Source organism: Pseudomonas lijiangensis, from assembly GCF_018968705.1.
Taxonomy (GTDB): Bacteria; Pseudomonadota; Gammaproteobacteria; order Pseudomonadales; family Pseudomonadaceae; genus Aquipseudomonas; species Aquipseudomonas lijiangensis.
The window spans coordinates 850766-876522 of sequence record NZ_CP076668.1; the positions used below are offsets into that span (position 1 = coordinate 850766).

At 57.6% G+C, this 25757-nt stretch carries 24 protein-coding genes and 2 tRNA genes; 21 read left to right on the forward strand and 5 right to left on the reverse strand.

What is annotated here, in order from left to right:
- Nucleotides 1-68 precede the first annotated feature (68 nt).
- On the reverse strand, nucleotides 69-1760 hold the full coding sequence (locus KQP88_RS03705; protein ID WP_216704889.1) for a lactate permease LctP family transporter: 1692 nt from the start codon (nucleotides 1758-1760) through the stop codon (nucleotides 69-71).
- A gap of 357 nt (nucleotides 1761-2117) precedes the next feature.
- Between KQP88_RS03705 and KQP88_RS03710 the strand changes: the two genes are divergently transcribed.
- Nucleotides 2118-2885 carry a GntR family transcriptional regulator gene (locus KQP88_RS03710; protein WP_200994767.1) on the forward strand — a complete coding sequence of 256 codons (768 nt, stop codon included), beginning with the start codon at nucleotides 2118-2120 and terminating at the stop codon, nucleotides 2883-2885.
- Nucleotides 2886-3026: 141 nt separating this feature from the next.
- Here KQP88_RS03710 and smpB read toward each other — a convergent pair whose 3' ends face one another.
- On the reverse strand, nucleotides 3027-3509 hold the full coding sequence (gene smpB / locus KQP88_RS03715) for an SsrA-binding protein SmpB (RefSeq protein WP_122316933.1): 483 nt from the start codon (nucleotides 3507-3509) through the stop codon (nucleotides 3027-3029).
- Nucleotides 3510-3737: 228 nt separating this feature from the next.
- Between smpB and KQP88_RS03720 the strand changes: the two genes are divergently transcribed.
- Both KQP88_RS03720 and KQP88_RS03725 read left to right on the forward strand, forming a co-directional pair.
- Nucleotides 3738-4172: a type II toxin-antitoxin system RatA family toxin gene (locus tag KQP88_RS03720; protein WP_216704890.1), complete on the forward strand. Its 435-nt coding sequence runs from the start codon at nucleotides 3738-3740 to the stop codon at nucleotides 4170-4172.
- Nucleotides 4165-4479: an RnfH family protein gene (locus tag KQP88_RS03725; RefSeq protein ID WP_216704891.1), complete on the forward strand. Its 315-nt coding sequence runs from the start codon at nucleotides 4165-4167 to the stop codon at nucleotides 4477-4479. Before KQP88_RS03720 ends, KQP88_RS03725 begins: the two co-directional genes overlap by 8 nt.
- A gap of 230 nt (nucleotides 4480-4709) precedes the next feature.
- On the opposite strand, the gene KQP88_RS03730 is transcribed toward KQP88_RS03725, so the two are convergent.
- The gene (locus tag KQP88_RS03730; RefSeq protein ID WP_025258483.1) at nucleotides 4710-5231 is read right to left on the reverse strand and encodes an outer membrane protein assembly factor BamE; all 522 of its coding nucleotides are present in this window, start codon (nucleotides 5229-5231) and stop codon (nucleotides 4710-4712) included.
- Nucleotides 5232-5329: 98 nt separating this feature from the next.
- Here KQP88_RS03730 and fur point away from each other — a divergent pair, with 98 nt between their 5' ends.
- Nucleotides 5330-5737, forward strand: a complete 408-nt coding sequence (gene fur / locus KQP88_RS03735) for a ferric iron uptake transcriptional regulator (protein ID WP_025258484.1) — start codon at nucleotides 5330-5332, stop codon at nucleotides 5735-5737.
- Nucleotides 5738-5788: 51 nt separating this feature from the next.
- Here fur and recN read toward each other — a convergent pair whose 3' ends face one another.
- On the reverse strand, nucleotides 5789-7462 hold the full coding sequence (gene recN, locus KQP88_RS03740; protein ID WP_216704892.1) for a DNA repair protein RecN: 1674 nt from the start codon (nucleotides 7460-7462) through the stop codon (nucleotides 5789-5791).
- Between the two features lie 271 nt (nucleotides 7463-7733).
- Between recN and grpE the strand changes: the two genes are divergently transcribed.
- The 8 genes from grpE to KQP88_RS03780 all read left to right on the forward strand — a co-directional run bounded on the left by grpE (nucleotide 7734) and on the right by KQP88_RS03780 (nucleotide 18205).
- Complete coding sequence (gene grpE / locus KQP88_RS03745; RefSeq protein ID WP_200994764.1) at nucleotides 7734-8297, forward strand: nucleotide exchange factor GrpE; 564 nt, start codon at nucleotides 7734-7736, stop codon at nucleotides 8295-8297.
- Nucleotides 8298-8362: 65 nt separating this feature from the next.
- Nucleotides 8363-10318 (forward strand): molecular chaperone DnaK, encoded by a 1956-nt coding sequence (gene dnaK, locus KQP88_RS03750; protein ID WP_260412787.1) that lies wholly within the window; start codon nucleotides 8363-8365, stop codon nucleotides 10316-10318.
- Nucleotides 10319-10642: 324 nt separating this feature from the next.
- On the forward strand, nucleotides 10643-11776 hold the full coding sequence (gene dnaJ / locus KQP88_RS03755) for a molecular chaperone DnaJ (RefSeq protein ID WP_200994762.1): 1134 nt from the start codon (nucleotides 10643-10645) through the stop codon (nucleotides 11774-11776).
- 24 nt (nucleotides 11777-11800) lie between these two features.
- Nucleotides 11801-12604: a 4-hydroxy-tetrahydrodipicolinate reductase gene (dapB, locus tag KQP88_RS03760; RefSeq protein WP_216704894.1), complete on the forward strand. Its 804-nt coding sequence runs from the start codon at nucleotides 11801-11803 to the stop codon at nucleotides 12602-12604.
- Nucleotides 12605-12817: 213 nt separating this feature from the next.
- Complete coding sequence (gene carA, locus KQP88_RS03765) at nucleotides 12818-13954, forward strand: glutamine-hydrolyzing carbamoyl-phosphate synthase small subunit (RefSeq protein ID WP_216704895.1); 1137 nt, start codon at nucleotides 12818-12820, stop codon at nucleotides 13952-13954.
- A gap of 135 nt (nucleotides 13955-14089) precedes the next feature.
- The gene (gene carB, locus KQP88_RS03770) at nucleotides 14090-17311 is read left to right on the forward strand and encodes a carbamoyl-phosphate synthase large subunit (protein WP_200994759.1); all 3222 of its coding nucleotides are present in this window, start codon (nucleotides 14090-14092) and stop codon (nucleotides 17309-17311) included.
- Nucleotides 17308-17784 carry a transcription elongation factor GreA gene (gene greA, locus KQP88_RS03775; protein ID WP_200994758.1) on the forward strand — a complete coding sequence of 159 codons (477 nt, stop codon included), beginning with the start codon at nucleotides 17308-17310 and terminating at the stop codon, nucleotides 17782-17784. Before carB ends, greA begins: the two co-directional genes overlap by 4 nt.
- A gap of 97 nt (nucleotides 17785-17881) precedes the next feature.
- The gene (locus tag KQP88_RS03780; RefSeq protein WP_407681813.1) at nucleotides 17882-18205 is read left to right on the forward strand and encodes an MFS transporter; all 324 of its coding nucleotides are present in this window, start codon (nucleotides 17882-17884) and stop codon (nucleotides 18203-18205) included.
- 20 nt (nucleotides 18206-18225) lie between these two features.
- Here the strand turns inward: KQP88_RS03780 and KQP88_RS03785 are convergent, their stop codons facing one another.
- Nucleotides 18226-18534 (reverse strand): YhbY family RNA-binding protein, encoded by a 309-nt coding sequence (locus KQP88_RS03785; protein WP_025258493.1) that lies wholly within the window; start codon nucleotides 18532-18534, stop codon nucleotides 18226-18228.
- A gap of 106 nt (nucleotides 18535-18640) precedes the next feature.
- On the opposite strand from KQP88_RS03785, the gene rlmE reads away from it, so the two are divergent.
- From rlmE to rimP, 9 genes are all read left to right on the forward strand, one after another.
- Nucleotides 18641-19291, forward strand: a complete 651-nt coding sequence (gene rlmE, locus KQP88_RS03790; protein ID WP_025258494.1) for a 23S rRNA (uridine(2552)-2'-O)-methyltransferase RlmE — start codon at nucleotides 18641-18643, stop codon at nucleotides 19289-19291.
- Nucleotides 19292-19484: 193 nt separating this feature from the next.
- Entirely contained in the window at nucleotides 19485-21386 is a 1902-nt protein-coding gene (ftsH, locus tag KQP88_RS03795; protein ID WP_200994757.1) for an ATP-dependent zinc metalloprotease FtsH, read from the forward strand.
- Between the two features lie 8 nt (nucleotides 21387-21394).
- On the forward strand, nucleotides 21395-22246 hold the full coding sequence (folP, locus tag KQP88_RS03800; protein WP_216704896.1) for a dihydropteroate synthase: 852 nt from the start codon (nucleotides 21395-21397) through the stop codon (nucleotides 22244-22246).
- A gap of 20 nt (nucleotides 22247-22266) precedes the next feature.
- On the forward strand, nucleotides 22267-23607 hold the full coding sequence (gene glmM, locus KQP88_RS03805; protein WP_200994755.1) for a phosphoglucosamine mutase: 1341 nt from the start codon (nucleotides 22267-22269) through the stop codon (nucleotides 23605-23607).
- Nucleotides 23608-23673: 66 nt separating this feature from the next.
- Nucleotides 23674-24429: a triose-phosphate isomerase gene (gene tpiA / locus KQP88_RS03810; protein WP_216704897.1), complete on the forward strand. Its 756-nt coding sequence runs from the start codon at nucleotides 23674-23676 to the stop codon at nucleotides 24427-24429.
- Between the two features lie 4 nt (nucleotides 24430-24433).
- Nucleotides 24434-24814 carry a preprotein translocase subunit SecG gene (gene secG, locus KQP88_RS03815; RefSeq protein WP_198726546.1) on the forward strand — a complete coding sequence of 127 codons (381 nt, stop codon included), beginning with the start codon at nucleotides 24434-24436 and terminating at the stop codon, nucleotides 24812-24814.
- A gap of 47 nt (nucleotides 24815-24861) precedes the next feature.
- Nucleotides 24862-24947, forward strand: a tRNA-Leu gene (locus KQP88_RS03820).
- A gap of 96 nt (nucleotides 24948-25043) precedes the next feature.
- Nucleotides 25044-25120: transfer RNA gene (locus tag KQP88_RS03825), tRNA-Met, on the forward strand.
- Nucleotides 25121-25249: 129 nt separating this feature from the next.
- A complete protein-coding gene (gene rimP / locus KQP88_RS03830; protein WP_162880526.1) occupies nucleotides 25250-25708 on the forward strand; it encodes a ribosome maturation factor RimP in 459 nt (152 codons plus the stop codon).
- Nucleotides 25709-25757 lie beyond the last annotated feature (49 nt).

Genomic DNA, 25757 nt, shown 5'->3' on the forward strand with positions numbered 1-25757 from the left:
CCGTGCAGGGCATGAATGGCTGACGCCGGTGGTTGGGGCCGACGTCAGGGCTTCGCGTCTTTTTGTAATCAGTGAACGATCATGCCGGTGAACCAGTAGGCCTGGGCATAGGTGATGCAGCCCACGATGGTGGCAAAAAACAGGCTGTGCTTGAGTGTGAAGCGGAACAGGTCCGACTCCTTGCCCACCAGCCCGGTCGCGGCGCAGGCTACGGCTATGGATTGCGGCGAGATCATCTTGCCGGTCACGCCGCCGCTGGAGTTGGCGGCGACCATCAGCACGTCACTGACGCCGATCTGGTGTGCCGTGGTGGCTTGCAGTGAGCCGAACAGCGCGTTGGCCGAGGTATCGGAGCCGGTCAGGAATACGCCCAGCCAGCCGAGGAACGGCGAGAAAAACGGAAACGCCGCGCCCGTTCCGGCCAGTACCAGCGCCAGTGTCGAGGACATGCCCGAGTAGTTCATGACGAAGGCGAAGGCCAGCACCATGCCGATTGAAACGATGGCCCAGCGCAGCTCGATCAGCGTCTCCTTGAAGGTGGTCAGACCAATCTTCGGGCTGATGCGCAACACGATCATGGCCAGAATCGCCGAGAACAGAATCGCTGTGCCCGATGCGGCGATCAGGTCGAACTTGTAGACCGCTGGCATGGCGGTGGCCTTGGCGACGATGGGTGCGCCCTTGATCACCAGTTGGTCCAGGTAGGGCACCGCGATGTTGATGGTCCAGGCTTGCAGGGCACCGCCTGCGGCGAACATGGCCTTGAACGGCTTGAGGGTCCAGATCGTGACCATGGCAGTCAGAATCAGGAAGGGCGACCAGGCCTTGATGATCTGGCCAAGGGTGTAAGGCGATTTGACGGTGGTGCGTTGCTGGCTGAAACCGCCTGGACCACCAGCCATGGCCGCTGAGCCGCCACTGACGACAATCGAATCCGCAACGCGTTGCGGCTGCCAGACTTTCAGGAACAGCGTCAGGGACACGATGCTGACCAGTGCCGACGTGATGTCCGGCAGCTCGGGGCCGATGAAGTTGGACGTAAAGTACTGGGTGATCGCAAAGCTCAGGCCGGCAATCAGCGCGGCAGGCCAGGTTTCCCTGACGCCCCGTACACCGTCCATCATGAACATCAGCCAGAACGGTACGAATACCGACAGCAGCGGCAACTGGCGGCCTGCCATGGCGCCGATCTTGAACGCATCGATCCCCGAAACCTGCCCGGCCACAATGATCGGAATACCCAGCGCGCCAAAGGCTACGGGAGCGGTGTTGGCGATCAGGCACAGGCCTGCGGCGTACAACGGATTGAGTCCCAGCCCTACCAGCAATGCTGCGGTAATCGCCACCGGCGCACCGAAACCGGCAGCGCCTTCCAGGAAGGCTCCGAAGCAGAAGCCGATCAGCAATACCTGCAGACGCTGGTCATCGGTAATCGACATGACCGAGCTGCGAATGATCTCGAACTGGCCGCTCTTGACCGTCAGTTTGTAGAGAAACACCGCCGCGACGATGATCCAGGCGATAGGCCACAAGCCATAGGCGAATCCGTAGCCTGCGGCTGCGAGGGCCATGTCTGTGGGCATCTGGAACGCGAAGATCGCCACCAGCACCGACAGCGCCAGGGTGATGCTGCCCGCTATATGGCCTTTGAGCCTGAAAACGGCCAGTGCCAGAAAGAAGAACACGATGGGGATGAGCGCAGCGGCGGCGGAAAGGCCCAGACTGCCCAGAGGTGTATAGAGTTGTTGCCAGGTCTGCATGTAGGTGGCCCCTAATTGTTTTTGGTAAGGCCCGGTGTTCTGTGTCGTGCGTGCATGGCCGATGTGGATGGACGAATCGCACAGTTCACCAGCTCAAGACTTCCTGATCGGAAGGTCTTGCAGCGTGATGGAGGTCAGCCATCGGCGCCGGCATTGGATAATTGGTAATACCAATTTACAATGTCTGATCGCTAGGTTAGAAGCCTTGCTGTTGCTGTGTCAATTTGTCTTGTCGCGACTTTGGTCGGGTGCACGGGAAAATGCGGTTAGCCTGCTGCATCTGGCAGGTGCCTGAAGGGCGGCGATAAGCGAGAATGCGCGGTCCCGCTAATGAGTCGGGTGGTGGAGTGAGGGGTTATGGGTTTTGATCAGGTGCGTCAGCGCCGTTTGTCTGATGATATTGTCGAGCAACTGGAACGAATGATTCTTGAAGGCACGCTCAAGTCGGGCGGACGCCTGCCTGCCGAGCGGGCGCTTGCCGAGCAGTTTGGTGTTTCCCGTCCGTCCTTGCGTGAAGCCATCCAGAAACTGACCGCCAAGGGGTTACTGGTCAGCCGTCAGGGCGGTGGCAACTATGTGGTCGAAAACCTGGGCTCGACCTTCAGTGACCCGTTGCTGCATCTACTGGAAAGCAGCCCCGATGCCCAGCGCGACTTGCTGGAGTTTCGTCACACCCTGGAAGCTTCCTGCGCCTACTACGCGGCCCTGCGCGCCACCGATGTGGACCGTGAGCGCCTGCGTGAGGCCTTCGATGCCTTGCAGGCCTGTTACACCTGCGCCGACGAAGTCAGCCGGGCCGAGGAGGGCGCTGCCGATGCCAGCTTCCATCTGGCCATTGCCGAGGCAAGCCATAACACGGTGTTGCTGCATACGATTCGGGGGTTGTTCGACCTGCTCAAGCGCAATGTCGTGATCAATATCGGCGGGATGTATCAGCAGCGCGCCGAGACTCGCGACATGCTGATCCAGCAGCATCGTGAGTTGTATCTGGCGATTATCGAAGGCCGCGCCGAGGATGCGCGAGAGGTGTCCAGCCGCCACCTGACCTATGTGCAGGAAGTGCTGGAAGAGGTACGGCAACAGGTTCAGCGCACAGCACGTGCGGAGCGCCGCAACAATATGTGATGCTTGTTCACTGATCTGTAGGAGTCTGTAGGAGCGGATTCATCCGCGATGACTTCATTCAAGGCGATACATTTCTTCGGCTGTACCAGCCTTTCGCGAATGAATTCGCTCCCACAGCAGTTTGCACCTGGGCAGTAAGGATCAGTCGTCCTTGCCCTTGCTGCGCACGGCCCGTTGCAGTTCGCGATCCGAATCGCGCTCCCGCTCGGTATGGCGCTTGTCGTATTCCTTCTTGCCCTTGCCCAGAGCAATTTCGCACTTGATCAAGTGCTGCTTCCAGTAAAGGGAAAGGGCTACGCAGGCATAACCTTTCTGCTGCACCGAAGTCGTGAGCTTTTCGAGCTCGCGCTGGTTCAGCAACAGTTTACGGGTGCGTGTCGGGTCAGCGATGACGTGTGTGCTGGCGGTCTTGAGCGGCGTGATATGGCTGCCCATCAGCCAGGCCTCGCCATCCTTGAGCAGCACATAACTGTCAACCAGCTGCACCTTGTTGGCACGCAGGCTTTTTACTTCCCAGCCAGCCAGGACCAGACCGGCCTCGAACTTGTGTTCGATGAAGTAATCGTGACGCGCCTTTTTATTTTGCGCGATGGTCCCTGTGGGATGTTTCTTGAGCTTAGCCATAGGGGCCGCATTATAGGGAGTTGCTTCAATGTCGGCTACGGGAAAGCGTGCCCTTGAGCACGAAGGATGAATCCCGGACAATGTGTACTCTTTTCAAGGCTGTCCTGTTGTGATGCTTGCAGGCGAGGCAAGGGATTTGATGAGCCTTGAATTCTTTTTTACTGCGCTACGTGGCACCGTTAGGCATTTTTGTGGTGTTTGCCGCTCAGCTTTGGAATTGACGCTCACATGACTACGCATATTCAGCGCTCGGCTCTCTTGCCGTATCCGGCCGGGTTCTTGTACGACCTGGTCAATGATGTGGCCCGCTATTCCGAATTCCTGCCCTGGTGCGCTTCGGCAGTGGTGCTTGAGGAAAGCGATACACACATGCGCGCAAGCCTGGAGGTCGCCAAGGGTGGCTTGAGTCAGAAATTTGTAACGCGCAATGTACTGGTGCCCGGAGAGTCCATCGTGATGGATCTGGTCGAGGGGCCTTTCAATCAGCTGCATGGTGTCTGGACATTCAAGCCGCTGGGTGAAAAGGCCTGCAAGATCAGCCTGGACCTCACCTTTGACTATGCCGGCTCGATTGTGCGCGCCACGCTGGGGCCGCTGTTCAATCAGGCCGCCAATACTCTGGTGGACGCTTTTTGTCAGCGAGCCAAAGAGCTGCATGTCTGACGAACTCATCCAGATCGAGGTGGTACATGCCGCCGTTGATCGTCAGGTGTTGCTCAGCGTTGCCGTGCCGGCAGGCTCATCGGTGCAGCAGGCGCTCGTCGCTTCAGGCATGCAGGAGCAGTTTCCTGAACTGGATCTGGCCCAATGTCCGGTAGGGATTTTCGGCAAGGCAGTAAAAGATCCTTCCGTGCGCGTGCTGGAGGCGGGGGATCGTATCGAGATCTATCGCCCGCTGTTGGCGGACCCGATGGAAGTGAGGCGCTTGCGTGCTGCCAAGGCGCGTTTGAACAGAGACGCCATGCCCTAATGTCGATCAGTTAAGATCAATGAATCACTTTGTGGGAGGCAGCTTGCTAGCGACTTTGGCGCCCAGGCGCAGAATATCTGCCAGTTTCAAGGCCCTCTCGCCAGCAAGCTGCCTCCCACAGGTTTTGTTTGTGCCTTAACTGATCGGCATTACGCCATGCCCTGATTTCTTAGATCGGCAGACAGCAAAAAGCCCGGCATGCCGGGCTTTTTTGTGGAAAACGTTTCCGATTAATGCGGAGTTGTTTCCAGGGGTTCCTGCACAGGCACCGGAACAGTTTCGACACTGTCCACGTCCTTCTGGATCTGGTCCAGCAGCGAGCCTGGCTTGGCTGGCGCTTCGGGTGCTTGTTGTGGCTGGTTTTCAGCTGGAACTGTCTGGTTGCTGCTGTTGCCGAGAATGGCTTCATCGCGGCTTACGCCGGGCATGAAGTCGCCGGACAGGCTGACCAGTTGATCGTTACCGTTGAAGATCAGGCTGACGCGCTCCTGCTGGCGTTCACCGCCACCAGGCTGCAGGCTGTACAGGTAGTCCCAGCGATCAGTGTGAAATGTGTCGGTCAGCAGAGGGTTGCCCATGATAAACCGTACTTGCCGCCGGGTCATTCCGGGACGTAACTGGTCTATCATGTCCTGCGTGACGACATTTCCCTGTTGGATGTCGATTTTGTAAACCCCGGGGAATGAACAACCGGCGAGTGCGAGCAGTCCCACAAGGGTGAAACTGGTTAGCAAGAGCTTGGTGTTTTGCATCGGTGGGCGACTTCCACTATCTTGGCTGGGACAACGTAAACCCGGATCATACCTGCATTAAGAGAAGCTGCGAAGCAGCGTCTGCGAGAAAGCTGACCATGGTTGAAAATAGCGAACTACGTAAAGCAGGACTTAAGGTGACCTTACCACGGGTCAAAATCCTTCAAATGCTCGATTCTGCCGAGCAGCGCCACATGAGTGCCGAAGATGTCTACAAGGCGCTGATGGAGGCTAGCGAGGATGTCGGTCTGGCCACGGTCTACCGTGTTCTGACTCAGTTTGAAGCTGCTGGATTGGTGGTTCGCCACAATTTCGACGGCGGTCATGCTGTGTTCGAGCTGGCTGATGGCGGCCACCACGACCATATGGTCAATGTGGAGTCCGGCGAGGTGATCGAGTTCTTCGACGAAGAAATCGAGAAGCTGCAAAAGGCTATCGTCGAGAGACATGGTTACGATCTGGTCGATCACAATCTTGTGCTCTACGTTCGTAACAAGAAGGCTTAAGCCAGAGACGACAAAGGCGACCTCAGGGTCGCCTTTGTGCTTCATGGGTCATCAGTTTTTGGCTGTGATGACCATTTTCTTCGCGTGTGCCAGGGATTCCTTGGTCAGGTCGATGCCGCCGAGCATGCGCGCCACTTCTTCTATACGTTCGTTCTTGTTGAGTTTGGAGACGGCGGTGCGGGTCGCGTCGCTGCCTCTGACCTTGTGCACGAACAAATGCTGATGGCCCTGCGCTGCTACCTGCGGCAGGTGGGTCACGGTCATCACTTGCCCGCGCTCACCCAGTCGGCGCAGCAACTGGCCGACAATCTCGGCTGTCGGGCCACCGATACCCACATCCACTTCGTCGAATACCAGCGTCGGTACGCGGGAGGTCTGTGCGGTAATCACCTGAATGGCGAGGCTGATGCGTGACAGCTCGCCCCCGGAGGCCACCTTGGCCAATGCCTTGAGTGGCTGACCCGGGTTGGCGCTGACCAGCAGTTCGACCTGTTCAAGGCCATGGGGCAGCAGGTCGCTGCCGGAGTTGGGTTTCAGTTCTATGGTGAACCGCCCGCCGGGCATGCCCAGTCGGTGGATTTCTTCCTCCACGGCGCCGGCCAGCTGGTTTGCGGCGCGCTGGCGAAAATCGCTCAGCTCTCTGGCTTTTTCCTGATAGTGACGGGCAAAGGAAGCCAGTTCGTGCTCAAGTCGCTCGATGGATTCGTCGTTGGCATTCAGGGTTTCAATTTCATCCAGCAGCTTCTGTTGCAGTTCGCTCAGCTCGGTTGGCTGGATGCGGTGTTTGCGAGCCAGTGTGTAGATGCTGTCCAGGCGCTCTTCGAGCTGTTGCAGGCGGGCCGGGTCGGCGTCGAAGTGATCCAGGAAACGATTCAGTTCGCCGACGGCTTCTTCTATCTGGATCTGTGCGCTGGACAGCAGGCCGGTGGCTTCGCTCAGGGCTGTGGGTGAATTGTTGATGCTGCCCAGGCGGTTCAGGCTGGCGGTCAATGCATTCAGCACATTGCCCGAATCGCTCTCGCTGCATTGCTCCACGACCTGACGGCAAATGCTCAGCAGGCTTTCGGCGTTGGTCAGGTTCTTGTGTTCCTGCTCGAGCTGCTCCAGCTCGTTCTCACCCAGGCTCAGGCTTTCCAGCTCTTCCAGTTGATAGCTGAGCAATTGATGCCGTGCGCGCTGCTCGTCGCCGGAGTTGGAAAGCCGCTCCAGCTCCTGACGGGTCTGGCGCCAGCGTTGGGCGGCCAGTTGGACCTGACGCGCCAGCTCGGTGGCGCCGGCGTATTCGTCCAGCAGGCGTCTGTGGGTATCGGTTTTCAGCAGCGACTGGTGTTCATGCTGGCTGTGGATGTCGATCAGCAGTTCGCCCAGGGCCTTGAGGTCGCCTTGAGGGCAGGGCGTGCCATTGATGTAGGCGCGTGAGCGCCCTTCGGCGGTAATGACTCGCCGCAGGATGCACGGGCCGTCGTTATCCAGGTCGCGCTCTTTGAGCCAGGCCTGCGCTTCGGGAATATCGGCCAGATCGAAGGTGGCCAGGATGTCGGCCTTGTCGGCGCCGGGACGAACGACGCCACTGTCAGCGCGATCGCCGAGCGTCAGGCCCAGGGCGTCGAGCATGATCGACTTGCCGGCACCGGTTTCGCCAGTGATTACGCTCATGCCTCGATCCAGTTCAAGATCAAGGTGTTCGACGATGGCGTAGTTATGTACGGAAAGGTGCACCAGCATGGAGTGGCTCCCAAGCGATTTGTCTGGTTATTTATACAGTGTTTTATTTGGTTCTGACAATGCTTGGGTTTAGCTCGTTTTGATCGGGTTGCACGCTTTTTTAGTCCGGATGGCGATGAAAACCGCTCCGTTCTGTGTGTGCGACACGCGGAAAAATTTCAGGCAATGCACATATCCATCATGCCGAGCCCTTGAAGCCTGAAAATCCGTTCCCATATAGGGGGGCAGAAGCGCGAGATGGGTTCGCGGACGTTTTTGAGAGGAGAACACTATGGCTGACGAACAGAATCTGGATGCGCAGAACCAGGACCAGGCTGGCGAGACAGCTTCGGGTGACGATCTTGCAACTCGTGTGCAGGTGCTCGAAGAGCAACTGGCAGCGGCTCAGGATCAGTCCCTGCGTGTAGCTGCGGATCTGCAGAACGTACGTCGTCGTGCAGAACAGGATGTGGAAAAGGCGCACAAATTCGCTCTTGAGAAGTTCGCAGGCGATCTGCTGCCTATCGTCGACAGCCTGGAGCGTGGTCTGGATCTGTCCAGCCCGGACGACGAAAGCATCCGTCCGATGCGTGAAGGTATCGAGCTGACGCTCAAGATGTTCAACGACACCCTCAAGCGTTATCAGCTGGAGGCCATCGATCCGCACGGCCAGCCATTCAATGCCGAGCATCATCAGGCAATGGCCATGCAGGAAAGCGCGGATGTTGAACCAAACACTGTTCTGAAAGTGTTCCAGAAGGGTTATCAGCTCAACGGTCGTCTGCTGCGTCCGGCCATGGTCGTGGTCAGCAAGGCACCGTCGCCTGTTTCGCCATCAATTGATGAGCAGGCTTGAAATCGGCTGTCTGGCCCCCATTTATAGGCCAAGCGTTTAAGAGCTACCGCAATTTGTAAACGCAGTTGCGGCAACCAAATCAAAAGTTTCGGGAGAGTCAAAAGATGGGCAAGATTATCGGTATTGACCTGGGGACCACCAACTCCTGCGTCTCTATTCTGGAAAACGGCAACGTCAAGGTTATCGAGAACGCTGAAGGCGCTCGTACCACCCCTTCGATCATTGCTTACGCCAACGACGGCGAAATCCTCGTCGGTCAGTCGGCCAAGCGTCAGGCGGTGACCAACCCGCACAACACTCTGTACGCAGTAAAGCGTCTGATCGGTCGTCGTTTTGAAGAAGACGTCGTACAGAAAGACATCCAGATGGTTCCGTACAAGATTGCCAAGGCTGACAACGGCGACGCCTGGGTTGAAGTAAATGGCCAGAAGATGGCTCCTCCTCAGATTTCTGCCGAAATCCTGAAGAAAATGAAGAAGACCGCCGAAGACTACCTCGGCGAGACAGTCACCGAAGCGGTCATCACCGTTCCGGCCTACTTCAACGACAGCCAGCGTCAGGCTACCAAGGATGCCGGTCGCATCGCGGGTCTGGACGTAAAACGCATCATCAACGAACCAACCGCAGCTGCTCTGGCTTACGGTATGGACAAAGCGAAGGGCGACCACACTGTCATCGTTTATGACCTGGGTGGCGGTACTTTTGACGTGTCGGTCATCGAAATCGCTGAAGTTGACGGCGAGCACCAGTTCGAAGTGCTGGCAACCAACGGCGACACCTTCCTGGGTGGTGAGGACTTCGACATTCGTCTGATCGACTACCTCGTCGACGAATTCAAGAAAGAAAGCGGCATGAACCTCAAGGGTGACCCGCTGGCAATGCAGCGTCTGAAAGAAGCTGCTGAAAAAGCCAAGATCGAGCTGTCTTCCAGCATGCAGACCGACGTCAACCTGCCGTACATCACTGCAGACGCTACCGGTCCTAAGCACTTGAACGTGAAAATCTCGCGCTCCAAGCTGGAATCGCTGGTTGAAGACCTGGTTCAGCGCACCATCGAGCCTTGCCGTATCGCTCTGAAAGATGCCGGTATCGACATCGGTTCGATCAACGACGTGATCCTGGTCGGTGGCCAGACTCGTATGCCGCTGGTTCAGAAGCTGGTAACCGAGTTCTTCGGTAAGGAAGCTCGCAAGGACGTCAACCCTGACGAAGCGGTTGCAATGGGTGCTGCCATCCAGGGCGCGGTACTGGCTGGTGACGTCAAGGACGTTCTGCTGCTGGACGTCAGCCCGCTGACTCTGGGTATCGAAACCATGGGCGGCGTGATGACTGCGCTGATCGAGAAAAACACCACGATTCCTACCAAGAAATCGCAAGTGTTCTCGACTGCCGATGACAACCAGAGCGCTGTAACCATTCACGTGCTGCAGGGTGAGCGTAAGCAAGCCGGTCAGAACAAGTCCCTGGGCAAGTTCGACCTGGCCGAGATTCCACCAGCTCCACGTGGCGTTCCACAGATCGAAGTGACCTTCGACATCGATGCCAACGGCATCCTGCACGTAGGCGCGAAAGACAAGGCGACTGGCAAGCAGCAGTCCATCGTGATCAAGGCCAACTCGGGTCTGTCGGATGAAGAAATCCAGCAGATGATCCGCGACGCTGAAGCCAACAGCGAAGAAGACCGCAAGTTCGAAGAGCTGGCATCTGCCCGTAACCAGGGTGATGCACTGGTTCACTCGACTCGCAAGATGATCAGCGATGCTGGCGACAAAGTGACCGCAGAAGAGAAGACCGCTGTCGAGGCTGCTCTGGTTGCTCTGGAAGCTGCCGTGAAAGGCGACGACAAGGCTGCAATCGAAGCCAGGATCGAAGAGCTGTCCAAGGTTTCCGCGCCAATCGCTCAGAAAATGTACGCCGAGCAGGCTGAAAACCCGGAAGCGGCTGCCAAGCCTGCTGAAGAAAAAGCCAAGGCTGACGACGTAGTCGATGCCGAGTTCGAAGAAGTGAAAGACAACAAGTAAGCGCAGGCTTGCTTGAAAGCCAGTTGACCCGTTCCGAGCGGTGGCTGGTAGGATGTCGCCGCGCGGGAGCTTGCTCCCGCGTTGGCGTGTCTGGAACAGGCAAAATTCCGGCGTTCGGGTCATGGCCCGTATGCCTTGTGGCAAGGTCGTCATGCTCCTGCGTGGCGATTCGTTCTGCCGCTTTCTCGGTCAGGCAACTGGCTGTCTAAACAAGACCAGGATCGTTGAATTGACGTGAGTTGGGTCCGGGCCTGTATGGGGCTCAACGAGTTTGGCAAGGCTCAGGAGGGTTTTGCCGAACGTCCTCAAGAGTGCGGAAGAATTATGGCAAAGCGTGATTATTACGAAGTGTTGGGGGTGGAGCGGGGTGCCAGCGAGGCTGAGCTGAAGAAGGCTTATCGCCGCCTTGCGATGAAGCATCACCCTGACCGCAACCCTGATGACAAGGCTGCGGAAGAGTCTTTCAAAGAGGCCAACGAGGCCTATGAAGTTCTGTCCGATGCCAGCAAGCGTGCTGCATACGATCAGTACGGTCACGCCGGCATAGATCCGAGCATGGGTGGCGGTGGTTTCGGCGGTGGCGCTGGCGGTGCGAACTTCTCCGATATTTTCGGTGACGTGTTCAGCGACTTCTTTGGGGGTGGCCGTGGTGGCGGCGGTCGTGGCGGCGCACAGCGCGGCAGCGATCTGCGTTACACCCTGGAACTGGACCTCGAAGAAGCGGTTCGCGGTACGACCGTGAATATCCGTGTTCCGACGCTGGTCAACTGCAAACCTTGCGATGGCAGCGGCGCGAAGAAGGGTTCTTCGCCGGTCACGTGCCCGACGTGTGGCGGTATTGGTCAGGTGCGCATGCAGCAGGGGTTCTTCTCCGTGCAGCAGACCTGTCCTCGTTGTCATGGTCACGGCAAGATCATTTCCGATCCGTGCGATTCGTGCCATGGCGAAGGTCGTGTCGAAGAGTCCAAGACCCTGTCGGTCAAGGTGCCGCCAGGCGTCGATACCGGTGACCGTATTCGTCTGTCCGGCGAAGGCGAAGTGGGTTCCCAGGGCGGGCCGACCGGTGATCTGTACGTTGTGATCAATGTGCGTGAACACGCCATTTTCCAGCGCGACGGCAAGCACCTGTATTGCGAGGTGCCGATCAGCTTCACTGATGCGGCGCTGGGTGGCGAGCTTGAAGTGCCGACGCTGGATGGTCGGGTCAAGTTGAAGATTCCTGAGGGCACTCAGACCGGCAAGCAGTTCCGCTTGCGTGGCAAGGGTGTTGCTCCGGTGCGTGGCGGCGGTGCTGGCGACCTGATGTGTCGTGTTGCGGTTGAAACGCCGGTCAATCTTGGCAAGCGTCAGCGTGAACTGCTCGAAGAGTTCCGTACTTCGCTTGAAGGCGACGACTCTCACTCTCCGAAAGCCAGTGGCTGGTTCGAGGGTGTGAAGCGTTTCTTCGGTGACTTGTAAGGGCTGACTGGGCAGGAGAAGGTTATGCGACGTATTGCTGTGGTAGGCGCCGCCGGGCGCATGGGTAAGACTTTGATCGAAGCGGTTCTGTCGGCGCCGGGTGCGGGGCTGACGGCTGCCATCGATCGTCCGGACAGCACGCTGGTAGGTGCTGATGCCGGAGAGCTGGCTGCACTGGGTCGTATCGGCGTGCCGTTGTCGGGTGATGTTGCCCGGGTTGCCGATGACTTCGACGTGTTGATCGACTTCACGCACCCTACGGTGACGCTCAAGAATCTGGCTTTCTGCCGCAAGGCGGGCAAGGCCATGATCATCGGCACCACGGGCTTCAGTGCTGAAGAGAAGCTGCAACTGGTTGAGGCGGCGAAAGAGATTCCTATCGTCTTTGCTGCCAACTTCAGCGTGGGTGTGAACCTCTGCCTGAAGCTGCTGGATACGGCTGCTCGTGTGCTGGGTGACGACGTCGATATCGAAATCACCGAGGCTCACCATCGTCACAAGGTCGATGCGCCTTCGGGCACGGCATTGCGCATGGGTGAGGTGGTTGCCGAGGCGTTGGGTCGTGATCTGGAAAAGGTCGCTGTCCATAGCCGTGAAGGCCAGACCGGTGCTCGTGATCGTCAGACCATTGGTTTTGCGACCATCAGGGCTGGCGATATCGTGGGCGATCATACGGTTCTGTTCGCTGCCGATGGCGAGCGCGTCGAAATCACTCACAAGGCTTCCAGTCGCATGACATTTGCCAAGGGTGCTGTCCGGGCCGCCATGTGGCTCGATGGCAAGGCTCCTGGTCTTTATGACATGCAGGACGTGCTGGAGCTGCGTTGATTGTGAGTGCCGGATTCAGCCTTGTCGCATTCCGTGGGTTTTCGGGCTCATTGGTGGTAGACCCAAAAAGGCTTTTTCTGTAAGCTACAGCTTTAGTGTGTCCACTAAAAGCGCGCAGATGAATCTATAAGAAAGCGGGGTGACGTATCTACGTCATTCCGCTTTTTTGCAACCTGCGAACGCCCTTTCAGGCTTTATTTACGGGAGGTCTTCTTGACTAAGCCAGCCATACTTGCCCTTGCTGATGGCAGCATTTTTCGCGGCGAAGCCATTGGAGCCGACGGCCAGACCGTTGGTGAGGTGGTGTTCAACACCGCAATGACCGGCTATCAGGAAATCCTTACCGATCCTTCCTATGCCCAGCAAATCGTTACTCTGACTTACCCGCACATCGGCAACACAGGCACCACGCCTGAAGACGCCGAGTCGAATCGCGTATGGTCCGCAGGCCTGGTTATTCGTGACCTGCCTCTGGTCTCCAGCAACTGGCGTAACAAGCAGCCTCTGGACGAATACCTCAAGGCCAACAACGTTGTTGCCATCGCAGGTATCGATACCCGTCGTCTGACCCGCATCCTGCGTGAGAAAGGCGCACAGAACGGCTGCATCATCGCCGGTGACAACATTTCCGAAGAGGCCGCAATCGCAGCCGCTCGCGGCTTCCCGGGCCTCAAGGGCATGGATCTGGCCAAAGTGGTCAGCACCAAGGACAGCTATGAGTGGCGTTCCAGTGTCTGGAGCCTGAAAACCGACAGCCACCCTGAAATCGCCGCTGCCGAGCTGCCGTACCACGTCGTGGCCTACGACTACGGCGTCAAGGTCAACATCCTGCGCATGCTGGTCGAGCGCGGTTGCCGCGTGACCGTGGTTCCGGCGCAAACGCCTGCCAGCGATGTACTGGCCTACAGCCCGGACGGTGTTTTCCTGTCCAACGGCCCTGGCGACCCAGAGCCATGCGACTACGCCATCAAGGCCATCAAGGAAGTCCTGGAAACCGAAATTCCGGTTTTCGGTATCTGCCTGGGTCACCAGTTGCTGGCTCTGGCTTCCGGCGCCAAGACGGTAAAAATGGGTCACGGCCACCACGGTGCCAACCACCCGGTCCAGGACCTGGACACCGGCGTCGTCATGATCACCAGCCAGAACCACGGTTTTGCGGTTGATGAGTCGACCCTGCCAGGCAACGTTCGCGCCATCCACAAGTCGCTGTTCGACGGGACCCTGCAAGGTATCGAGCGCACCGACAAGAGCGCGTTCAGCTTCCAGGGTCACCCTGAAGCAAGCCCGGGCCCGAATGACGTTGCCCCTCTGTTTGATCGCTTTATCGAAGCCATGGCCAAGCGTCGCTGACCGGTTGCCTTGAGAATGTAGTAAGCACGTGCCCAGGGTGGCCCCGGATGATGAATCCGGTCGTCGCCACCCAGGCACCGCAAAGAAATGTTCAAGACGGCTTGCCGACTGACCTACGGATTTGAGTGACAACCCATGCCAAAACGTACAGATATTAAAAGCATCCTGATTCTCGGCGCCGGCCCCATCGTGATCGGCCAGGCCTGTGAATTCGACTACTCCGGCGCCCAGGCCTGCAAGGCTCTGCGCGAAGAGGGCTACCGCGTCATCCTGGTGAACTCCAACCCGGCGACCATCATGACCGACCCGGCCATGGCCGACGCGACCTACATCGAGCCGATCAAGTGGCAGACCGTTGCCAAGATCATCGAAAAAGAGCGTCCGGATGCCGTGCTCCCAACCATGGGCGGCCAGACCGCACTCAACTGCGCACTGGATCTGGAGCGCGAAGGCGTTCTGGAGAAGTTCGGCGTTGAAATGATCGGCGCCAATGCCGACACCATCGACAAGGCTGAAGACCGTTCTCGCTTCGACAAGGCCATGAAATCCATCGGTCTGGAATGCCCGCGCTCCGGCATCGCCCATTCCATGGAAGAAGCCAACGCCGTTCTCGAAAAGCTGGGCTTCCCTTGCATCATCCGCCCATCGTTCACCATGGGCGGCACCGGTGGTGGTATCGCTTACAACCGTGAAGAATTCGAAGAAATCTGTGCGCGTGGTCTGGACCTTTCTCCGACCAAAGAGCTGCTGATCGACGAATCGCTGATCGGCTGGAAAGAGTACGAAATGGAAGTTGTCCGTGACAAGAAGGACAACTGCATCATTGTCTGCTCCATCGAAAACTTCGACCCGATGGGCGTGCACACCGGTGACTCGATCACTGTTGCGCCAGCACAGACCCTGACGGACAAGGAATACCAGATCCTGCGTAACGCCTCGCTGGCTGTTCTGCGCGAGATCGGCGTTGAAACCGGCGGTTCCAACGTGCAGTTCGGTATCTGCCCGGACACTGGCCGCATGGTCGTGATCGAGATGAACCCACGGGTTTCCCGCTCCTCCGCGCTGGCCTCCAAGGCTACCGGTTTCCCGATTGCCAAGGTCGCTGCCAAGCTGGCAGTCGGCTACACCCTCGACGAACTGCAGAACGACATCACCGGTGGCAAGACCCCGGCGTCCTTCGAGCCGTCCATCGACTACGTCGTGACCAAGCTGCCGCGCTTTGCTTTCGAGAAGTTCTCCAAGGCCGACGCTCGCCTGACCACTCAGATGAAGTCGGTCGGTGAAGTCATGGCTATCGGCCGTACCTTCCAGGAATCCCTGCAGAAAGCCCTGCGCGGTCTGGAAGTCGGCGTCTGCGGCCTTGATCCAAAGCTGGATCTGAGCCATCCGGAAAGCATGAGCACCCTCAAGCGCGAGCTGACCGTTCCGGGCGCCGAGCGCATCTGGTACGTCGCCGATGCTTTCCGTGCCGGCCTGACCGTCGAAGAAATCTTCGAAATGAACATGATCGACCCTTGGTTCCTGGTGCAGATCGAAGATCTGATCAAGGAAGAAGAGAAGGTCAAGACCCTGGGGCTTTCGGCCATCGATCGTGATCTGATGTTCCGCCTCAAGCGCAAGGGCTTCTCCGATGCGCGTCTGGCCAAGCTGCTGGGCGTTACCGAGAAGAACCTGCGTACTCACCGTCAGAAGCTGGAAGTGTTCCCGGTCTACAAGCGCGTCGACACCTGCGCTGCCGAGTTCGCGACCGACACCGCTTACCTGTACTCGACGTACGAGGAAGAGTGCGAAGCCAACCCGTCGACTCGCGACAAGATCATGATCCTGGGTGGCGGTCCTAACCGCATCGGCCAGGGCATCGAGTTCGACTACTGCTGCGTACACGCGGCTCTGGCGCTGCGCGACGACGGTTACGAGACCATCATGGTCAACTGCAACCCGGAAACCGTTTCTACCGACTACGACACGTCCGACCGTCTGTACTTCGAACCTGTCACTCTGGAAGACGTTCTGGAAATCGTGCGCGTCGAGAAGCCTAAAGGCGTGATCGTCCAGTACGGCGGTCAGACGCCTCTGAAACTGGCTCGCGCCCTGGAAGCTGCTGGCGTGCCGATCATCGGCACCAGCCCTGACGCCATCGACCGTGCAGAAGACCGTGAGCGCTTCCAGCAGATGGTTGAGCGCCTGAACCTGCGTCAGCCGCCAAACGCCACTGTGCGCAGCGAAGACGAAGCCATTCGCGCTGCTGCAAAAATCGGTTACCCGCTGGTTGTGCGTCCGTCCTACGTGCTGGGCGGCCGGGCGATGGAAATCGTCTACCAGGAAGAAGAGCTCAAGCGCTACCTGCGTGAAGCCGTTCAGGTTTCCAACGATAGCCCGGTCCTGCTGGACCACTTCCTGAACTGCGCCATCGAAATGGACGTCGATGCTGTCTGCGATGGCACCGATGTCGTGATCGGCGCAATCATGCAACACATCGAGCAGGCGGGCGTTCACTCCGGTGACTCCGCATGTTCGCTGCCGCCTTACTCGCTGCCGGCTCACATCCAGGACGAGATGCGCGAACAGGTCAAGAAAATGGCTCTGGAGCTGGGCGTTGTCGGTCTGATGAACGTTCAGCTGGCGCTGCAAGGCGAAGACATCTACGTCATCGAAGTGAACCCGCGTGCATCCCGTACCGTGCCTTTCGTGTCCAAGTGCATCGGTGTTTCCCTGGCGATGATCGCTGCTCGCGTCATGGCGGGTAAAACCCTGAAAGAGCTGGGTTTCACCAAGGAAATCATTCCTAACTTCTACAGCGTGAAAGAAGCGGTCTTCCCGTTCGCCAAGTTCCCGGGCGTTGACCCGATCCTCGGCCCGGAGATGAAATCGACCGGTGAAGTGATGGGCGTGGGCGACACCTTCGGTGAAGCCTTTGCCAAGGCCCAGGTTGGCGCCAGCGAGATTCTGCCGACAGGCGGTACTGCATTCATCAGCGTGCGCAATGACGACAAGCCTCTGGTGGCTGGCGTTGCTCGCGACCTGATCAACCTCGGTTTCGAGATCGTGGCGACCGCCGGTACGGCCAAGCTGATCGAAGCTGCTGGTCTGAAGGTCCGTCGCGTCAACAAGGTGACCGAAGGCCGTCCGCACGTGGTCGACATGATCAAGAATGACGAAGTCACTCTGATCATCAACACCACCGAAGGCCGTCAGTCCATCGCTGACTCCTACTCCATTCGTCGTAACGCCTTGCAGCACAAGATTTACTGCACCACTACTATTGCTGCAGGCGAAGCCATCTGCGAAGCGCTCAAGTTCGGTCCGGAAAAGACCGTGCGTCGCTTGCAGGATCTACATGCAGGACTGAAGGCATGATCAAATACCCAATGACTGTCCAGGGCGCACGCGCCCTGGAAGAAGAGTTGACGCATCTGACCAAGGTGGTTCGTCCAAAACTCAGCCAGGACATCGGTACTGCGCGTGAGCTGGGCGACCTCAAGGAAAACGCCGAATACCATGCTGCCCGCGAGCAGCAGGGTATGGTCGAGGCGCGGATCCGTGATATCGAAGGCCGCATGCAGAATGCGGTCATCATCGACGTCACCACCATTCCTCATACCGGGAAGGTGATTTTCGGGACGACTGTCCAGATCGCCAACGTTGAAACCGACGAGTCTGTGACCTATCAGATCGTGGGTGAAGATGAGGCCGACATCAAACTGGGCAAGATTTCCGTTGGTTCGCCTATCGCCCGCGCCTTGATTGCTAAGGAAGAGGGCGATGTAGTGACGGTGAAAACGCCTAGCGGTGTCATCGAGTACGAGATCGTTGAAGTCCGTCACGTTTGATGGGTTGCGCCCGTTTCCAGCGGGCGCAATAGTCTGGCAGCTTGTCCAGACCTTATGGGTAGGCGGGCTGGTCCTTTTGCACCTGGCGACATTGGCGGTGCTCGATCAGACAGGTCTTGCGCCGCTGTTCATCGATCAGTTCGCCAACCGTGCAAGTGCTCTGCTGGTAGCTTTTGCGGCAGTCTGTGTGGTGTTGCAACTGGCGTTGCTGGTTCGCTTCGAGCGTCTGGCAAGTGTCTGGCGGGATTTTCGCGGGCAATTGCTTTCAATTGCATTGTTGTCGTCAGCGGCCTATTACGTGCTGCGGCACTGGTTTGCCGGGGCATTGCACTGGCAACTGCTGAGTTATCTTGTGCTGGCGTTGAGCGGCTTGTTGCTGGTCTTGCAGCCGGTGCCGGGAAGGAGCAGCAGGGCGCGCTGAAGGCGCCCTGGCTTTTAAAATCAGCTTGCGCGGTGGACGTTGGACAGTTGCTTGTTTACCTTTGGGTTCTTGCGATAGATCAGCGCCATTTTGCCGATGACCTGTACGAGGTCCGCTGAACCGGCCTTGCAGAGTTCTGCAATGGTCTGGAGGCGGCTTTCGCGATCGAGGATATTGAGTTTGATCTTGATCAGCTCGTGATCGCTCAGTGCGCGCTCGAGTTCGGCGAGCACACCTTCAGTCAAACCATTGTCAGCCACTATCAATACTGGTTTCAGATGGTGGCCAATGGATTTGTATTGTTTCTTCTGCTCTTGAGTGAGCGGCATAATCTGACCCCTGCGTCTGATCTTGTAAAAAAGCGGCGGCCAGTTTACCCGAGCGAGTCCGGGACCGCCCAGTTAATCACGACTCGTTTTATTTTTGAGGTGCCCCGTGGCCCGTTCCAAGACAAGCCATAACTGGCTCAAAGAACACTTTGATGACAAATACGTCAAAATGGCGCAGAAGGACGGCTACCGTTCCCGTGCCAGCTACAAGCTTCTGGAGATCCAGGAGAAGGACAAAATCATCCGTCCGGGCATGACGGTCATCGACCTGGGCGCGGCTCCAGGCGGGTGGTCGCAGGTGACCAGTCGTCTGATTGGTGGTCAGGGTCGCCTGATTGCGTCCGATATCCTGGAGATGGACAGCATCCCCGATGTGACCTTCATCAAGGGTGACTTCACCGAGGACGCCGTTCTCGCTCAGATTCTGGAAGCTGTAGGTAATACACAGGTAGACCTTGTGATTTCCGATATGGCCCCCAATATGAGTGGATTGAGCGCAGTGGACATGCCACGGGCAATGTTTCTCTGCGAGCTGGCTCTGGATCTTGCCGGCCGGGTCTTGCGTCCGGGTGGCGATTTTCTGATCAAGGTCTTCCAGGGTGAAGGCTTCGATGTGTACCACAAGGATATTCGCAAGCTGTTCGACAAGGTGCAGATGCGCAAGCCATTGTCGTCGCGCGACAGGTCCCGTGAGCAATATCTGCTGGCTCGCGGTTTTCGCGCAGTCGAAGGCGCTGCCAGCGATGAGCGTCTTTGAGGGCAGTCGATAGGTTTTTTCAAATGGCTATGCTGATGGCGCATGTATGACCATCATGTAGTCAAAGTTTCACAAAGGGTTACAGACGGTGCCTGCCACATCTGTAGGTTCTGTAGTAAGTTAGGCCGGTGAATATCATGCGAGGCACGCTTCCTGCGTGGAGCTTGCTTCAGAGGGTAGCTAATTGAACGATATGGCAAAGAATTTGATCCTGTGGTTGATCATCGCGGCAGTCCTGGTGACGGTGATGAACAACTTCTCCAGCCCTAACGAGCCGCAGACCCTCAACTACTCCGAGTTCATCCAGCAGGTCAAGGATGGCAAGGTCGAGAAGGTTTCCGTGGACGGCGCTGTCATTACAGGCAAGCGCAGTGATGGCGACACCTTCAAGACCATTCGTCCAGCCATTGCAGACAACGGTCTGATCGGTGATCTGGTCGATAACAATGTAGTTGTCGAAGGCAAACAGCCTGAACAGCAGAGCATCTGGACCCAGTTGCTGGTAGCCAGCTTCCCGATCCTGGTCATCATTGCCGTGTTCATGTTCTTCATGCGCCAGATGCAAGGTGGCGCGGGCGGCAAGGGCGGCCCGATGAGTTTCGGCAAGAGCAAGGCGCGCCTGCTTTCCGAAGATCAGGTGAAGACGACCCTGGCCGATGTGGCGGGTTGTGATGAAGCCAAGGAAGAAGTGGGCGAGCTCGTCGAGTTCTTGCGTGATCCGGGCAAGTTCCAGCGCCTGGGCGGTCGTATTCCTCGCGGCGTGCTGATGGTCGGTCCTCCGGGTACCGGTAAGACCCTGCTTGCCAAGGCAATTGCCGGCGAAGCGAAAGTGCCGTTCTTCACCATTTCCGGTTCCGACTTTGTCGAAATGTTCGTGGGTGTCGGTGCAAGCCGTGTCCGTGACATGTTCGAACAAGCCAAGAAACACGCTCCGTGCATCATCTTCATCGACGAAATCGATGCCGTGGGTCGCCATCGTGGCGCCGGCATGGGTGGTGGTCATGATGAGCGCGAGCAGACTCTCAACCAGTTGCTGGTCGAGATGGACGGCTTTGAAATGAACGATGGCATCATTGTCATCGCGGCTACCAACCGTCCTGACGTACTGGATCCGGCCTTGCTGCGTCCAGGTCGTTTCGACCGCCAGGTGGTTGTAGGTCTGCCGGACATTCGTGGTCGCGAGCAGATTCTCAAGGTTCACATGCGTAAAGTGCCGATGGGCGAGGATGTGAATCCTGCGGTCATCGCTCGTGGTACACCGGGCTTCTCGGGTGCCGACCTTGCCAACCTGGTCAATGAGGCTTCCCTGTTCGCAGCCCGTGCCGGCAAGCGCATTGTCGAAATGAAGGAATTCGAGCTGGCCAAAGACAAGATCATGATGGGCGCCGAGCGCAAGAGCATGGTCATGTCCGAGAAGGAAAAACAGAACACTGCCTACCACGAAGCCGGTCACGCTATCGTGGGTCGTCTGGTGCCTGAGCATGATCCGGTCTACAAGGTGTCGATCATCCCGCGTGGTCGTGCGCTGGGTGTGACCATGTTCCTGCCGGAAGAAGATCGCTACAGCCTGTCCAAGCGTGCTCTGGTCAGTCAGATCTGTTCCCTGTACGGCGGTCGTATTGCCGAGGAAATGACCCTGGGCTTCGACGGTGTGACCACCGGCGCTTCCAACGACATCATGCGTGCAAGCCAGATTGCCCGGAACATGGTGACCAAGTGGGGGTTGTCGGAGAAACTCGGTCCGTTGATGTATTCCGAAGATGAGGATTCAGGTTACCTGGGTCGTGGCGGCAGCCAGAACTCGAACTTCTCTGGCGACACCGCCAAGCTGATCGATCTGGAAGTTCGCAGCATCATCGATCACAGCTACAACACCGCCAAACAGCTTCTCACTGACAACCGTGACAAGCTGGATGCGATGGCTGATGCGCTCATGAAATATGAGACCATCGATTCGGATCAGATCGATGACATCATGGCAGGCCGACCTCCGCGTGAGCCGCGGGACTGGGAAGGCGGTTCGGGTACCAAAGGCACGCCTGTACCGGATGCCCGCCCGGAAGCCCCGATCGGCGGTCCTGCTGCTGAACATTAAGGTCTGACATGACTTCTACGCTGTACCCGACCCGGTTGCCTTGCGGCAACCGGGTTCTTGATTTGGCCCGTACGCACGTGATGGGCATTCTCAACGCAACTCCAGACTCATTCTCGGATGGCGGTCGTTACAGTCAGCTCGATGCTGCCTTGCGTCATGCCGAGGCCATGGTGCTGGCGGGTGCAACCCTGATCGATGTCGGTGGCGAGTCAACTCGTCCTGGCGCGCCTCCTGTTTCTCCTGTCGAGGAGCTTGAACGGGTCGCGCCGGTAGTAGAAGCTATCGGCCGCGAACTCGACGTCATTGTCTCGGTGGATACCTCGACGCCTGAGGTGATGCTCGAAACGGCTCGTCTCGGGGCAGGGCTCATCAACGATGTGCGCTCGCTGGGGCGTCCCGGCGCCCTGGAGGCTGCCGCCCGGACAGGTTTGCCGGTGTGCCTGATGCACATGCTTGGCGAGCCGGGCAATATGCAGGATGACCCGCGTTATACCGATCTGGTGGGCGAGGTTAGTGCCTTTTTGCAGGAGCGAATGACTCAGTGTGCGGCGGCAGGTATCGAGCGTGAGCGGATCATCCTTGATCCCGGTTTCGGTTTTGCCAAGACGCTGGATCACAACCTGAGCCTGTTCAAGCACATGGAGGTCCTGCATTCCCTGGGGCGTCCGCTGCTGGTCGGGGTGTCGCGAAAAAGCATGATCGGTGCCGTGCTGGGGCGTCCCGTCGGGGAGCGCCTGTACGGCGGCCTGGCATTGGCTGCTCTGGCGATGGCCAAAGGGGCTCGAATTCTACGTGTGCACGATGTCGCCGAAACGGCTGATGTGGTGCGCATGATTGCAGCTGTCGAATCGGCTGAGTAAGAAACTGTGGAGCAGCATTTATGACTACAAGAAAGTATTTCGGAACTGACGGCATTCGTGGTCGGGTAGGGCAGTTTCCAATCACGCCTGAATTCATGCTCAAGCTCGGCTGGGCTGCGGGCATGGCCTTCCGTCGCATGGGGGCTTGCCGGATTCTTGTCGGCAAGGACACTCGTATTTCCGGTTATATGTTCGAGTCTGCGCTGGAAGCCGGTATTTCGGCTGCCGGTGCCGATGTCATGCTGCTTGGTCCGATGCCGACACCGGCTATCGCGTACCTGACCCGCACCTTTCATGCCGAAGCGGGCATCGTGATCAGTGCTTCTCACAATCCGCATTACGACAACGGCATCAAGTTCTTCTCGGGCAAGGGCACCAAACTGCCTGACGAGATCGAGCAGATGATCGAAGAGCTGCTGGATACGCCGATGACCGTCGCCGAATCCGAGAAGCTCGGCAAGGTTTCCCGTATCAACGATGCGGCCGGTCGTTACATTGAGTTCTGCAAGAGCAGTGTACCGACCAGCACCAGCTTCGCTGGTCTGAAAGTGGTGATCGACTGCGCCCATGGTGCTACCTATAAAGTGGCTCCAAGCGTTTTCCGGGAGTTGGGTGCTCAGGTCGTCGTACTGTCGGCGCAGCCGGACGGGCTCAATATCAACAAGGATTGCGGTTCCACTCACATGGAAGCGCTGCAAGCTGCCGTGGTGGCCGAAAAGGCTGATCTGGGCATTGCCTTTGACGGTGATGGTGACCGGGTCCTGATGGTCGACCATACGGGCGTGGTCGTCGATGGCGACGAGCTGCTGTACATCATTGCCAGTGACTTGCAGGAGCGTGGTCGTCTGCAGGGCGGCGTGGTCGGTACCCTGATGAGCAACCTGGGTCTTGAGCTGGCGCTGGCCGAGCTGAATATTCCGTTCGTGCGTGCCAATGTCGGTGACCGCTATGTGATCGCCGAACTACTGGAGCGTGACTGGCAGATCGGCGGTGAGAACTCCGGTCACATCGTCTGCTTCCAGCACACCACCACGGGTGACGCAATCATTGCTGCCCTGCAGGTACTGCTTGCCTTGCGTCGCCGTGGCGTCAGCCTGTGCGAAATCCGTCAGAAGCTGCGCAAGTGTCCTCAGGTTCTGGTCAATGTCCGTTTTGGCGGTGGCGTGGATCCGGTCACTCATCCGTCTGTAAAAGAGGCCTGTGCCCGTGTTACGGCGGAAATGGCGGGTCGCGGTCGAGTTCTGTTGCGCAAGTCTGGCACCGAGCCATTGGTGCGCGTCATGGTCGAGGGTGAGGACGAAACCCAGGTCAGAAACTATGCCGATGAGCTGGCAAAACTGGTTGCTGAAGTTTGCGCCTGATTTTGGCTTGCCAGTGTTGAAAGTGTTGGGTAACATCTGCGCCCACTTTGACCGACGAGGTGTAGCATGCGTCGCCCTATGGTAGCTGGTAACTGGAAGATGCACGGTACCCGCGCCAGCGTCGCTGAGCTGATCGACGGGCTTGCCGGGCAGGTTCTGCCAAGCGATGTTGATATCGCGGTTATGCCTCCAAGCCTCTACATCGCCCAGGTGATCGAAGGGCTGAAAGGTCAGTCAATCGCTGTTGGTGCCCAGGATGCTGCGATTCAGGCAGCGCAAGGTGCCCTGACAGGTGAGATAGCGTCGAGTCAGCTGGCTGATGCAGGTTGCAGGTTTGTTCTGGTTGGGCACTCCGAGCGCCGCCAATTGATTGGTGAGCAGGATGATGTCCTCAACCGCAAGTTTGCGGCGATTCAGGCGAGCGGTCTGATACCGGTGTTGTGCATAGGGGAAACCCTTGAGCAGCGCGAAGCGGGTCAGACGCTGGAAGTTGTCGGGCAACAGCTCGATAGCATCATCGCTGAATTCGGCATCGGTGCATTTGTTGATGCAGTAATCGCTTACGAGCCGGTCTGGGCCATTGGCACCGGGCTGACAGCCTCGCCTCAACAGGCGCAGGAAGTGCACGCAGCTATTCGCGCGCAACTGGCGAAAGAGAATTCCGAAGTCGCACAAGGCGTGCGTCTTCTTTATGGCGGCAGCGTGAAGGCGGCCAATGCGGTCGAGTTGTTCAGCATGCCGGATATCGATGGGGGGCTCATTGGTGGAGCTTCCCTGAATGCAGAAGAGTTCGGTGCGATCTGTCGCGCCGCGGGAAACTGAAAAAATGCTGGAAACAGTCGTAATCGTTTTTCATCTGCTGGGTGCTCTGGGCGTTGTGGTCCTGGTATTGCTGCAGCAGGGTAAAGGTGCGGACGCCGGTGCGTCTTTCGGAGCAGGTGCATCAAATACTGTGTTCGGAGGGCAAGGAACCTCTACCTTTCTCAGTAAGTTTACTGCTATACTCGCCGCAGCTTTTTTCATAACCAGCTTGGGGTTAGGTTACTTTGCTAAAGAGAAAGCTCAAGGGCTGAATCAAGCAGGTTTGCCAGATCCAACGGTTTTGGAAACGAAACAAAAACCGGCAGCAGATGATGTTCCGGTTCTCGAAGCGCAAAAGCCAGCTGTTGTTCCAGCTGACGTACCTCAAGCGCCAGAGCAGAAGTAAAAAAGAATTCGGCGATGTTCGTTGAGGTCGCCAAAAAGAGTTGTAATGCCGAGGTGGTGGAATTGGTAGACACGCAACCTTGAGGTGGTTGTGCCCATAGGGTGTAGGGGTTCGAGTCCCCTTCTCGGTACCAATTAAGCAAGATAGCCCGCACTAGCGGGCTTTCTTGTAGGTGGATGTTGGATTGATTCTTTAGGGGATCAGTCGTATACTTCCGCCCCAGCTTTGTCGCGGGGTGGAGCAGTCTGGTAGCTCGTCGGGCTCATAACCCGAAGGTCGTTGGTTCAAATCCAGCCCCCGCAACCAGTTTCGCGAAGCCCCTATTCTAGGGGCTTTTTGTTAGCTGGACAGTACATGACGCCGATGTTCAACGGCGTTTTCGTGATGGGCTTTTGCCCATTTTTTTATTTCTAAAGCATGCACGAGGGGGTTCAGGTGTCGAGCAAGCTAGAACAGTTGCAGGCCTTGTTGGCCCCGGTGGTCGAGGCTCTTGGCTATCAATGCTGGGGAATTGAGTTTCTTTCCCAGGGCCGACATTCACTGCTGCGCATTTATATCGACAAAGAAGGCGGCGTTCTGGTGGAGGACTGCGAAATAGTCAGTCGCCAGGTCAGCGGTGTTCTGGATGTTGAAGATCCCATCAGTGCTGAATACACGCTTGAAGTGTCTTCTCCTGGCATGGATCGCCCGCTGTTCACTCTTGAACAGTTTGCTTTGCACGCTGGGGAACAAGTGAAAATAAAGCTGCGCTCGCCCTTCGATGGTCGACGCAACTTTCAAGGCCTTCTCCGCGGGGTGGAGGAGCAGGATGTCGTGGTGCATGTAGAAGATCACGAATACCTGTTGCCGATCGACTTGATCGACAAAGCCAACATTATTCCCACGTTTGACTGAGACGTGCCAGATACAGCGGATCCCGCGGATCCAATGGCTTGCGAAAGGC

Coding starts and splice junctions, on each gene's coding strand:
- tpiA (WP_216704897.1), top strand. CDS start 23,674: ATGCGTCGCCCTATGGTAGCTGGTAACTGGAAGATGCACGGTACCCGC.
- greA (WP_200994758.1), top strand. CDS start 17,308: ATGATCAAATACCCAATGACTGTCCAGGGCGCACGCGCCCTGGAAGAA.
- smpB (WP_122316933.1), bottom strand. CDS start 3,509: ATGGCTAAGCTCAAGAAACATCCCACAGGGACCATCGCGCAAAATAAA.
- grpE (WP_200994764.1), top strand. CDS start 7,734: ATGGCTGACGAACAGAATCTGGATGCGCAGAACCAGGACCAGGCTGGC.
- ftsH (WP_200994757.1), top strand. CDS start 19,485: ATGGCAAAGAATTTGATCCTGTGGTTGATCATCGCGGCAGTCCTGGTG.
- dapB (WP_216704894.1), top strand. CDS start 11,801: ATGCGACGTATTGCTGTGGTAGGCGCCGCCGGGCGCATGGGTAAGACT.
- KQP88_RS03710 (WP_200994767.1), top strand. CDS start 2,118: ATGGGTTTTGATCAGGTGCGTCAGCGCCGTTTGTCTGATGATATTGTC.
- KQP88_RS03720 (WP_216704890.1), top strand. CDS start 3,738: ATGACTACGCATATTCAGCGCTCGGCTCTCTTGCCGTATCCGGCCGGG.
- KQP88_RS03705 (WP_216704889.1), bottom strand. CDS start 1,760: ATGCAGACCTGGCAACAACTCTATACACCTCTGGGCAGTCTGGGCCTT.
- secG (WP_198726546.1), top strand. CDS start 24,434: ATGCTGGAAACAGTCGTAATCGTTTTTCATCTGCTGGGTGCTCTGGGC.
- glmM (WP_200994755.1), top strand. CDS start 22,267: ATGACTACAAGAAAGTATTTCGGAACTGACGGCATTCGTGGTCGGGTA.
- KQP88_RS03725 (WP_216704891.1), top strand. CDS start 4,165: ATGTCTGACGAACTCATCCAGATCGAGGTGGTACATGCCGCCGTTGAT.
- folP (WP_216704896.1), top strand. CDS start 21,395: ATGACTTCTACGCTGTACCCGACCCGGTTGCCTTGCGGCAACCGGGTT.
- dnaJ (WP_200994762.1), top strand. CDS start 10,643: ATGGCAAAGCGTGATTATTACGAAGTGTTGGGGGTGGAGCGGGGTGCC.
- recN (WP_216704892.1), bottom strand. CDS start 7,462: ATGCTGGTGCACCTTTCCGTACATAACTACGCCATCGTCGAACACCTT.
- fur (WP_025258484.1), top strand. CDS start 5,330: ATGGTTGAAAATAGCGAACTACGTAAAGCAGGACTTAAGGTGACCTTA.
- KQP88_RS03730 (WP_025258483.1), bottom strand. CDS start 5,231: ATGCAAAACACCAAGCTCTTGCTAACCAGTTTCACCCTTGTGGGACTG.
- KQP88_RS03785 (WP_025258493.1), bottom strand. CDS start 18,534: ATGCCGCTCACTCAAGAGCAGAAGAAACAATACAAATCCATTGGCCAC.
- carB (WP_200994759.1), top strand. CDS start 14,090: ATGCCAAAACGTACAGATATTAAAAGCATCCTGATTCTCGGCGCCGGC.